This window comes from Roseibium sp. (assembly GCF_025698965.1).
Taxonomy (GTDB): domain Bacteria; phylum Pseudomonadota; class Alphaproteobacteria; order Rhizobiales; family Stappiaceae; genus Roseibium.
The window spans coordinates 1-11,800 of the sequence record NZ_JAILWL010000169.1 but is presented as its reverse complement, the minus strand read 5'-3'; the positions used below and the strand labels follow the sequence as shown (position 1 = coordinate 11,800).

At 56.0% G+C, this 11,800-nt stretch carries 4 protein-coding genes and 1 pseudogene; 1 reads left to right on the top strand and 4 read right to left on the bottom strand.

The genetic code is table 11. The annotated features are described in order from the left end of the window. The coding region (locus tag K5905_RS15015) for a DUF4214 domain-containing protein (RefSeq protein WP_297585369.1) at positions 1-7,286 on the bottom strand (7,286 nt) is incomplete at its 3' end. Between the two features lie 1,005 nt (positions 7,287-8,291). Beyond that, on the bottom strand, positions 8,292-8,972 hold the full coding sequence (locus K5905_RS15010) for a hypothetical protein (RefSeq protein WP_297585367.1): 681 nt from the start codon (positions 8,970-8,972) through the stop codon (positions 8,292-8,294). Between the two features lie 507 nt (positions 8,973-9,479). Between K5905_RS15010 and K5905_RS15005 the strand changes: the two genes are divergently transcribed. Next, a protein-coding gene (locus K5905_RS15005) for an IS3 family transposase (protein WP_297585363.1) occupies positions 9,480-10,624 on the top strand; the annotation gives its coding sequence in 2 pieces (ribosomal slippage) (positions 9,480-9,723 and positions 9,723-10,624; 1,146 coding nt in all). Between the two features lie 401 nt (positions 10,625-11,025). Here the strand turns inward: K5905_RS15005 and K5905_RS15000 are convergent. Beyond that, complete coding sequence (locus K5905_RS15000) at positions 11,026-11,580, bottom strand: hypothetical protein (RefSeq protein ID WP_297585360.1); 555 nt, start codon at positions 11,578-11,580, stop codon at positions 11,026-11,028. 27 nt (positions 11,581-11,607) lie between these two features. Then, positions 11,608-11,800: pseudogene (locus tag K5905_RS14995) on the bottom strand (hypothetical protein); the annotation flags it as partial.

Below are 11,800 nucleotides of genomic sequence, written 5' to 3'. Positions count from 1 at the left end.
TCGTCACCGGCTCCGGCGCGAATGATATGGTCATCCGTGAACCGGCCACTCCCGTCACCAAGGCTGAGCGCCCCGGCCTTGATGTAGTCGGCCCCATCGATGCCCGTCAGGACAACACGCTTATGGATGTCCAGATGGATCTTGCTCAGCGTCGTGCCGTCGGCAAATTCGAACCGTTCGATGTGATTGCCCATATCCGCAATTCTGAGTTCACCGCTGCTCACACCGTCATTCCAAAGGAAGCGGATTGCGATCTTATCCAGACTGTCCGGGTTGTTGATCGTGTAGTCGACCGTGGCAAACGTGATGTCAGATAGCGTCAGGTCCTTGAACCGGACCGTATCGGTGCCGCTATTCTCCGTGTAGTTGATGAAGACCCGGCCGCTTTCCTTACCATAAAGGTAGGTGTCGTTGCCCTGCTGGCCGTAGAGATACTGCCAATTGCCGGATGTGCTACCGGCATCCAGAACATCGTCACCCTCTCCACCATAGAGCCGATCATCACCAGCGCCGCCATACAGGATGTCGTGACCTTCCTTGCCGTGGATGACGTCGTTACTGCCGGCACCGACGATGATATCCGAGCTGCCCACACCGCCCGTATGCGCATCCGGTGCGCGGCCGTTGGAGGTAAACGTGTCGTCGCCGTCGGTCAGGCGATAGTAGAGGTTATAGTCCACCCCCGAACCGCCAAAGTTCCGGACCCCGCCGAGCCAGACGCTCTCACCGTTTTCAAAAACGAGCCAGTCAATCGGGCGTGTGGTGGCGTCGTTCCAGTTATGGATGGTGATGGACCCCGTGAGAGGTGCCAGACCCTGTGCAGCAGCCGCCGTTGCGTCTGCCGCGCTTTCAGCAACAAATTCCAGTCTGACTTCGTTTCTGCTGACATGATAGAAACGAAGATCTTCCAACTCGATCCCCGCCCCGAAGCGCAGGACATCGCCGCCTGATGGGCTGCCCCCATCATTGATGGTGTCGTTGCCATCGCCGCGATTGTAGACGTAGGTATCGTTGCCGGCGCCGCCGTTCAGCGTGTCGTTGCCGGTGCCGCCAACCAGAATGTCGTCGTTGCTGCTGCCACCCAGCGTATCGTTGCCGCCGAGGCCGAAGAGAGCGTCATTGCTGCCGATGCTCAGGGTCTGGCCGTTGTCGGTGCCGACGACGGCACTATCTTCACCTATCTCCAGGTCAACGCCATCGACCCCGAAGGAGACCCGCAATTCATCCTCTGCCACCACCGGCAACAGGAAGACGTCGTAATTGTTGGTCTCGCCCTGGCTGTTGCCGACGACCAGATGCTCGGCGGATTCAGACAGGTCCGCGATGATCGCGGCGCGGGTGGTGCTGCCTGCGAGCTCGGCAAGATGCTCGGCCAGTTCGTCCAGCGTCGGCTCGCGGCCGAACGTGTTCTGGTAGGCCCTTGCGATGAAGCCGGTGTCCGACAGGGTGCCGTATCGAGTGGCGTATTCGTCCGAGGTCAGAAGGCTTGAGGCCAGATCTTCCAGATCCAGCTGGCCGTCTTCCACGAACTCAACCAGCACTTCCGCTTCGCTCAGGTCGATGTCCCGATCAAGCACGCTGTCGTAGATCCGGGCGGCTTCCGCCAGAAGCCGGGCCTTTGCTTGCGCGTCAAAGCGCTCGCTTTCCACTGTGGTGACGCCGTTCAACGTCGAGTGCATCTCCCAGGTCTCGATCCCTTGCGCATCGACCTTGTGCGAGACAAAAATTTGGGCCTCTCCGGAGGCCCTGACACCATTGTCCCAGTCATAGCTGCCATTGCCGACAGCGGAACGGGTGATCTCCTGGGTGACATCATCGCGGAAAATGGTGGTGGTCAGACCGTCAGACGAGGTTGAGGTGACGGCCGTCTTTGCGTCCGCCATCGTCTCGCCATAGCCGGTCTCCGTCACGGTGCAGCTGCCATCGGTGGCAATCTCGGTCACCTTGACCTTGTCGGTCTTGTGGTCGCCGTCAAAATCAAAGACTTCGGTAATCGTCCGCCCGTCTGCGCTGACGGTCTCGGTGTAACTCGACCTCAGGGAGCCGTCGTCATGCCAGTCCCGACTGGTGGTTGTGCGACTGCCATCGGTGGCAAAAACGGTTTCCGTCTCGCGCGTGCTGTCGGTCTCGCCATCACCGTCGGAATCCACTGTGGTCGTCGAGCTCAAGCCATTGGCCGAGGTCACTGTTGTGGAAGTAAAGGCCAGACCGCCAACGGCCTTCCTTTCCTCAAAGGTGCTGATCTCGTTTCCGGCCTCATCATAAGAGACCGTGGTCGACCGGGTGATGTCGGCCGTGCCGTCGCCATCGATATCCAGGCTGTAGGTCTGGCTGGTGCCATTGGCAGAAGCGGACCTTGTTATGATCGCCTCGGAAGAGCCATTCGCTGCCAGATCCTCCCAGATCGTTGTCTCGTTGCCGCTGAGATCGACCCTTGTGTCAATTTCCAGATCCGTATCGCCGTCGCCATCCCGGTCCAGGCGCGTCGTCACCTGGCGCCCGTCTTCGCTGGTGACGGTTGTCGAGCGGCGGGTGAGGCCTGCGCTGGTCTCATCGCCATATTCGCTGACGGTCTGCGTGCTGCCACCGGCCGCGCCCAGCTCCAGAATTGTCTCGCGGTCCATGTCACCATCGCCATCAACATCACGGTTTTCCGTGACGTTGAGGCCATCACCGCTTGTCGTGCGGGTTGCACTGGCGATGAGATCGTTATTTGCGCCCCGCGTGGTCCAGCTTTCCACCGTCGACCCGTCATGGGCAAGACCGGTTGTTCTGGTGGTGAGGAAGTCATTGCCGCCAACACCATCGAGATCCAGTGCCGTCGTCGCGCTCAACCCATCATCGGAGAGGCTGATCTGTTCCCGGCCAAGCAAACGGCCGGAACCGGTCTCGTGGGTGAGTGTCCGCTGGCTGCCGCCATCATCGGCAAATGTCGTGACATCGCTCACACTGCGATCCACGGACCCGTTGCCGTCAAGATCGTAGGTAACCGTGGTTTCCAGGCCATTGCCGGTAGTGCTGCGGGTGATGCCGGACAGTAGATCACCACTATCGGATTTGTAGACAGTCGCTACGGTCGTGGAGCCATCGTCGTTGACCGTTGTCGTGATCTCCTCGTCATTGACGCCATTGCCATCGGCATCGATCTCCCTGGAGCTCGACTTGCCGTCGTTTTCTATCGTGTCAATCACCCTGGACAGGGTCGAGCCGTCATTGGCCTTGACCGTCTCCGTCGTGGTGACAGTGCCGTCCTGGGCGATCACCGTCTGGCGGATGGAACTCCGGTCCGTCTGACCGTCGCCATCAAAATCCTCGATCCGCGCCGTGCGCAGTCCGTCATCACGCACCGTCTCAGCCGAACTGGAGAGCAGCGCACCGTTCTTCCCCCTGAACGTGGACGTGGTTGTCTCAGACCCGTCATTGTTCAAAACCCGAACGGTCTCCGAGCGGGTCTCATAGATGCCATCCCCGTCCCGGTCCGTTTCCGTCGTGGAGCTCAAACCATTGGCGCTGGTGACCGTCCGGCTCTGGCTCTGCAGGGTACCAGCAGCGTCCTGATGCCGGATATGCGTCGTCCTTTCGCCGTCATCGGCAATCGTCACCGTAGTCCTGGTGTCGGTCTTGCCATCGCCATTGATGTCGGTATCAGTGACAATGGACCGGGCAGTGTCGGAGACGGTTTGTGTGGACCCGCTGCGCAGATCGCCATCGCCATCCCGAAGCTCGGTCGTGGTCACAGTGGAGCCGTCATTTTTAAGAACCGTTTCGGTGGTCTCGATCAGGTCATAACTGCCATCGCCATCCGCATCCGTGCGGGTGATCGTTACCAGTTGATCGTCGCTGATTTCCGTCTGGCTCCGGCTCAGAAGATCGCCGCTCTGAGACCTGCTTTCGACTGTCCTTGTGGTGCTGCCGTCATAGTTCAGAACGGTTTCGTCGGTGACGACACGCTCAAAAGTGCCGTTCCCCTCCCGGTCCGTCTCCGTCACGGACTTCAAACCATCATCGCTGACGGTGACCTGGCTGACGCTGCGGGTTGAACCATCGGCGTTTTCGGTTTCCTGAACGCTCAATCGGCTGCCGTCGGCATTGAGCGTCGTTGTTGTCGTCACGGTGACATCGGCGCTCTCGTCGCCGTCAAGGTCACGCGCGATCTCCGTCACAAGGCCGTTGGCACTGGTCTCGGAGACAGTCTGGCCGAGCACCGTGCCATCGTTGGCGGTTTCCGTTTCCGTGACCGTTATCGACCCGTCGGTGTTGATCGTGCGTTTGATCGTTTCCTGAACGTTGCCGTCGCCGTCCCGGTCAACTGTAACCGTCCGCTCGCGCCGGTCAGAAGTTTCCGTCACCACCGCCTTCGACAGCAGCGTTGTCTCGTCACCGGCATAGGTTTCTGTCGTTCGGGTGGTGCCGCCATCGGCTTCCAGAACCAACTCCTCGACGGTCTTTTCCTCAAAGCTTTCGTCGCCATCGACATCCGTGCGTGTCGTCACCGTCAGGCCGTCGGCACTGGTCTCAATGGCAACCGCTGTCTTCAAGGAACCGTCCTGGTTCTTCGTGGTTACCGTCCGTGTCGATTTTCCGTCGCCATTGACCGTGGTGAGGTCCGTGACCGTCACATCTGTGTCACCATCGCCATCCGCATCGGTTGCAGTGACCGTCTGCAAACCATCGGAACTGGTGGTCGAAATCGATTTTGCATTGACCGACCCATCCGCATTGCGCGACCAGTTTGTGGCAATTCTCTCTCCGGTTGCATCGCTGACCACGACAGAAGACACGACCTCGTCAGCCTCAAAACTCCCGTTCTGGTTCAGGTCCACCCGGGTTTCGGACGTCACCTTGTCGGCACCCAGCGTTTCCCTGACCATCGAGCGGATACTTCCGTCGCCGTTGGTCTCGGTGATCACCCGTTCGCGACTGCCATCGGCCTGAACGGTGGTGGCATCGACCATTGTCAGGTCGATATCGCCGTCGCCATCCTGATCGAACGTGGTGGTTTTGGTCAAAGCATCGTTAGACTGAACCGTTGTCGACGAACTCTTCAGCGAACCATCGCCGTTGCGGATATCCAGCGTCGACGTGCTCTGGCCGTTTGCCGCCACCCGAATATCCAGGATCTCACGGGTGTCGATCAGGCCATCCCCATCGAGATCCCGCTCGATCACCTTGGACCGGCCATCGGCGCTGACCTCCTCGGTAACGTGCGATCTTTTGCTTGTGTCCTGATTGGTCACGGTGACCGTTTCTGTCCGGCTGTCATCGCCGTGCGTGGTGACCCGGTGGGTGACGATCGTGTCCGACTGACCGTCGCCATCCAGATCCGTGCCGTCGATCCGTTCAGAGCCGTCGGCAGAGACCGTCTCGCTCCGGCTGTTGATCACCGAGCCGTCCTGCGCCAGATCGCTGATGACAATGGTCAGGCTGCCGTCGGCTGCTTCCGTTCGCACTTCCCGCTGGTTGAACCAGCCGCCGCCCATGGCGTCACGCTCAATGGTCTCGCTCTTGCCATCTGCGCTGGTGGTGGTCACCGTCCGGCTTTGAAGAACGGCCGTGGCCAGCTCATTACCGGCAAAATTCTCTTCCGTCTCCGTCTCGCTGCCATCGCCGTTCACCACCGTGACAATGGTCTGGATCCGATCCGTCACGCCGTCGCCATTGTCGTCATAGCGGTTGGTGACCGAGAGGCCGTCGGCGCTCGTCACCGAATGGATCTGATAAGCCTTGCTGCCGTCACTGTCATAGGCGGTCGACACAAGCGTCCGCGCACCAGACCCGTCAAAGCTCTCCACCTGCTCGACCCGGTGGCCCTCAGCTTCCGCGGCCAGCAGCATGTCGCCCGCCGTGCCGGTGGTCCCGTCCGCCCGTTTGAACGTCGTCTTGCCGGTGATCACCGAGCCGTCGCTCAATTCAATGTTGGTCGCATCCGCCGTCAGGTCGATTTCCGTGATGCCAAGCTCGGCCAGTGTCTTCGCACTTGTCGACCCGTCCGCATTGGTCACCATCACCTTGAAGTTCGCGAACTCCGCATCGCCCGCGTTCAGAACCCCGTCGCCATTACTGTCAAAGACAGACGCCAGCGCTTCCAGATCGCTGGTCGACGTCGGGTCCCACTCGGTGAACACGAACTGACGCTTTTCCGTGATCTCGTCACGGCCGTCAGGGTCGTAAAAGAGAATGCCATCGCCCTCACCGGCCCAGGCCGTGCGGTGCAAAAACCCCTCGCCACCCGTATCCATGAACACGGATGAGCGGTCCAGCGCCGTGACTTCTAACCCGTCGCCGTCAAGATCGAGAAGAACCGGCTTGCCGCCACCCCCGCCATCGCTGCCAGAGTTGCCGTTGCTGTTGTTGTTGTTGTTATCGTACTTGCCTGCGGCTTCCGCGCGATTGAATTCGTCTGCATCGACCTCGCCGTCGTTGTTGTAATCACCCCGACCGCCACTGCCTTCGCTCGTGCTCCAGGAATCGTTAAACGTATCAGCACGGGCGCCTTCCGTGTCACGGCCGGAATTTTGATCACCGCCAGATGAAGCTGCGGATGCTTCAGTCGCCCGCCGGTAGGCTCTATCCTGGTTAATAATGTCGATCGGTGCCTCGTTTCTACCACCTCGCGCCAGATACTCACCAACCACCGCCGCTCTGACCGACGCGCTATCGTAACCCGCATTGGCCGCAGCATATCCAGCAGCTTCCGCACGAGCATGCATGCTGTCGCGGTACCCGGGCTCGAGATCCATCAGATAGTCAGTGACGTCATTGACGTCGACATTCAGCGCACGCCCGTCAAGCGAAGCGCCTGTCTCAGTACCATTATAGCTAGATGTCCAGACTTGACCAACACCACCCGTATGGGCACCAGCTTCGAACCCTTTGTCGTCATTCCAGGAATCGTTGTGGACCCGAACACCACCCGCGACATACGTGTGAAAATCCTCAACCTCGAAATTGTACGTCTTCCAGCCTTTCTTATAGACCGGCTTTAAGCCCAGATTGCCGTTTTCCGGAGTGACATAGCCCTCCGCCTGCTCGAACATGTCGGCGGTTTCGGCAGAATAGACAATGCGCTCGGACGTAACGACAGCCTCGGAACCATCCGCCAGGACAACGGTTCCTTGACCACCCGCAACCAAGCTCTCGATCTCGCGGAAACCGCCATGCGCTGCCAGGAACTGGTGGCCAGGCGTGGTGACGAGTTCCTTCTCCTCGCCATCCTCAATCCAACTCAGGCGGAGCCATTCTTCCGTGATGTTCTCAAATGTACGAACGACCTTTTTGGAGACCAACGCGCTCCGATCATTGGCAGAATTTGGAGAAAATGAATGTACAAACTCCCCAGCCTTCAACTCAGAAATAAGTCGGCAGCCACTTTTGGTTGAAATATTTGTTGAACCTGCGAAACACTTTGGTGCAACCCCAACAAAGTTGCCAGAGGAGTCAAATGTGGGAAAAAACCCATTGGGAACATGTGAAGGAAGTATCCCCATATCCTCCAAATACCCTGGTGCATAGTTTACTCGCGTGTTTATGACAAAAACGCCATCTTGAGAGCTTGGTAACGTGTAAACTCTATAGCCGCTCATTGGCCCCATAGCGGCATGTATGCCATCGTCGAGAGAACCAAGAGCGCCCAAGAATTTTCCAAAGAACTGACCAATCGAACCGAATGCCTTTGAAAGTTTTTCGCTTTCCATAGCCCCGACCAACGGGTTGTCTTGGATATCTCGGATTGTAACTCGAATTTCCCCAATAGAATCTCCAAGTAAAGGGCCGGTTACAACCGGAATACTTGTTCCTCCAAAGCCTCCGATAAGATGTTTTTCGACTTTTGTGCTATTTGAGTAAGGATCAAAATACGTAATTTCTGCAACTGCAGGAGGTGTCTTGCCATAAAAGTTTGCACCATTGATGCTTATAGTCGTTCGAAATGGTTGATCTGAAGACCAAGGAAACGAAACTGATCCCTCAGACTTAATATCCGGAACCCACCCCCCCCAGGTTGCAGTTGTTGAGTACGTTGATTTTACCTTGTATTCAGCCACATTAGTTCCAATTCGCAGAATATCTAAAGAAAATTACAAAAGCAGTCAAAGCAATACCCAAAATCAAACAGGAATAATATAAAAACTTGCGAAGAAAATTCGATCTTACATGGGATACTTTCTCAATCACCCAATCGATCAGCAAACCAAATATACTATTGCTACTCATCACTTATTAGCCGAACTTCGTAAATGATGTGTCTTGTTGAGACTGACATGAACAACTCACCTTTTCTGACCTTGTAGTTTTTAATTGTTACTTGGATTTATCGACCAGTAGTTCCCACCAACCGTCTTCATCCCACACCTCCGGAAAAACCGATCCGCATCCTTCACCTCAACCCCATTCGTCACATGCACCATCAGATGTTCGCAGTTCCGCTCCTTGGCCCACTGGCGCACCGCCTGAACCAGGCGCAGGGCGACCTTGCCACCCAGTAAAGTGCCGGAAAGCTTCTGCGAGACATTCAACGTCTGCACCGTCGCGATCAAAGTGCCAGTTCCCAGAAAATACTCACCCGCATGAACTGAAGCGAAGCCATAGAGTCCATCTTCAGTGAGTGGCACATCTCCGCCCGGAACGGCATAGATCAGGCCGTTGCGCTCCGGATGGGCCAGCGCCCTCTCGATTATCGCCATGGCTTTTTGTTCAGAAAACGGAATGTCCCGGAAAATCGTGTTCCGATGCGCCTCACGGGCAAGAGAGATCCCGGCCCGGGCGTCTTCTTCCGACCCGTTCACCAGACGGACCGTCATCCGGTCTGCCGAAGCGCCGAGTACAGCCCGGCCCCCCGAAGATGCAACAGCAGTCTTCAGCCTCGAAACCTCATCGATTTCCGATTGCTCGCCAGACCCCTGCCCTGCACCGGCAGTGTCGTTCCCACATGCGGAGAGAACCATTTCGGAACGGTCCGGATTGCCCTTGATCACTTTGCCCCTCTGAGCGCGGGTTTTGCCTCACAAATCCCATTTGCTCTACATTCCCATCGGAACCGCGACCCAGGTCGCACGGCCCCTCATTCCCCAAATCATTCACCATCGGGCGCCTCTTCCCGGCGGTTAACAAAGTCTTAGCAATATTCGGAAATTTAACAAGGAGTTTCTGCACTCCGGGGTTGCACAACCAGCCGACCCGGCATCTTCAAAGACCCTTTGTGCAAAGGTCCAGATTGGACGTCGACCGCTCAGTTTATTCACTCGTGATCGAATAAACTAATGCCTTTGCCCACCTCCAACAGGAGTCGAGATTGTTCTTATGATGAGGTGAAGCCAATTGAACTGTCGCTTGGCAGTTAAATAATTACCGATACCTTTTGCAAAGACCGCCCCAATCCAAAATGGGGCTTCTTTGCAAATTGGCTCATCGCGAACCAAACTCTGAATAGCCCCTAGATTTATAGACGCCTTCTTTCCTAATTTTGAGGCAAGGAGGCCATGATGGGTACGAACCATTTCAGTGACGATTTCAAGCGGGATGCGGTGGCCCAAATCACCGAACGTGGCTATGCGGTTGCGGAGGTTTCGAAGCGTTTAGGCGTCAGCGCCCATTCTCTTTATGCGTGGAAGAAGAAGTTCTCCAAGTCGCCCGATCCGGGAGAAGGCGATCAAGCTGCGGAGATCCGCCGGTTGAAGCAGGAACTTGCTCGGGTCACCGAGGAACGTGACATCCTAAAAAAGGCAACCGCGTACTTCGCCAAGGATGCAAAGTGAGGTACGCGTTCGTCGCCGAGCATCGCTCCGTGTTTTCGGTGCGCGCGATGTGCCGTTGCTTGCGCGTCCACCCAAGTGGCTTTTATGCCTGGCTGAAGACCCCACTGAGCAAACGGGCCCGGGAAGACATCCGCCAGACGGAACTGCTCAGCAGGGCGTGGAAGGAGAGCGGTAAGGTCTATGGATATCGCAAGCTTCATGACGATCTGCTTGATCAGGGAGAGACGTGCTGCCTGAACCGTGTCGCGCGTCTTACCAGGTTGGCCGGGATCAAGGCCCAGACCGGATATAGGCGGCGACCGGGCAGCTATGGCGGAAGACCTTCCATGGTCGTCAACAACAGCCTCGACCGACAGTTCGATGTGGAGGAGCCCGACAGGGTCTGGGTGACAGACTTCACCTACGTCAGGACACTGGAAGGCTTTGCCTATCTTGCCGTCGTGATCGACCTCTTTTCTCGTCGTGTTGTGGGGTGGTCGATGCAGAGCCGTCAGACCACAGATGTCGTGTTGCAGGCGCTGCTGATGGCGGTATGGCGAAGGAAGCCGAAGAACAAGGTTCTGATCCACTCAGACCAGGGCTCACAGTTCACCAGCATGGACTGGGCTTCGTTCCTCAAAGCTCACAACCTCGAACATTCAATGAGCCGGCGTGGGAACTGTCACGACAACGCTGTCGCCGAAAGCTTCTTCAACCTGCTCAAGCGGGAAAGGGTACGTCGGCGAACCTACAAAACGCGCGAGGACGCCAGGCGGGATGTGTTCGATTACATCGAGATGTTCTACAACCCAAAGCGTAAACACGTCAGAAACGGGATGCGGTCGCCCGTCGAGTTCGAACGGCAGCAGAAAATGAAAGCCCAGGGCGTCTAGAAAACGCGGGGCTATTCATTAAGCTTAAGTTTGCATACCAACCAAACTCTAAGCCAGGCGCTCCCGGAACAGCTAATCCGGCCTTGCCTTCTAAAGTACCCTCTGTATCCAGCGAACCAGAAATTGGCCCAAACGAGCTTCCAACATTTAGTTTTTCGCCATCGGTACCTAAACTAATGCTGGTTTTCGCGATTCCTCGAACTCCAGTGTCAAGACTTGCACCATACTCGACACTTGTTTCAGATGTTCCTGTTACATACGAATATCTTGATTCGTATGTAACTCCGACAGGACCGGGGTCGAATAACTTTCGTATTGGCCATAATCACCAAGTGGTCCAATGCTATCGAGATCGAAATAGACTTCAAAACTCTTCGACTGTGTCCGAGAAATAATGTCATTCACTTGAATCTGTCCACCAATGTATCAATAATATTACGTGCGTGTTCTCGAACCGTTTCACCTCGCAACCCTTCGTAGCCTTCCTCATCAAGAAAAAAGGCGAGCGCGTCCAAAAAACAATGTAAGTTCATCGGCTGTGTGCCTGATTGAGTATCATTTATGCCAACGGTGATCTCGGCATCAGACAACGGGAGCTTAAATACTAAGCAGGAGTTCGACTCACCTGAAAAAAAATCAGCTTCCTCTTGCGTCATTCCAGGAAAGAATTTTTTTATTTTACTTAGCCTTATCTTTCCCTCATCGATAAAACCGTCTCCTGACAAGAAAATGAAATTTGGCCTGTTGTCTGCTGGATCTAATAGCCTTCCATAAAAGGTATATACCTGTATCATCATCCTAGAAAAATTTTCAACTTCTTCGCTTTCTATCGATCCACTTGGATAAATAGGCCTTATACGCTGCTCGGACGCACGATAATCTTCGGCCACCGCAGAAATCAACTGTAGGAGCAATAGTGAAATTACTCCGAATACTAAAACGACGCTCTTTTTCAATAGTTTTCTCTTTGATTCATGAGTTGCTCAACCCTTATAATTCCCACCAACCGTCTTCATCCCGCACCTTCGGAAAAACCGATCCACATCCTGCACCTCAACCCCATTCGTCACATGCACCATCAGATGTTCGCAGTTCCGCTCCTTGGCCCACTGGCGCACCGCCTGAACCAGGCGCAGGGCGACCTTGCCACCCAGTAAAGTGCCGGAAAGCTTCTGC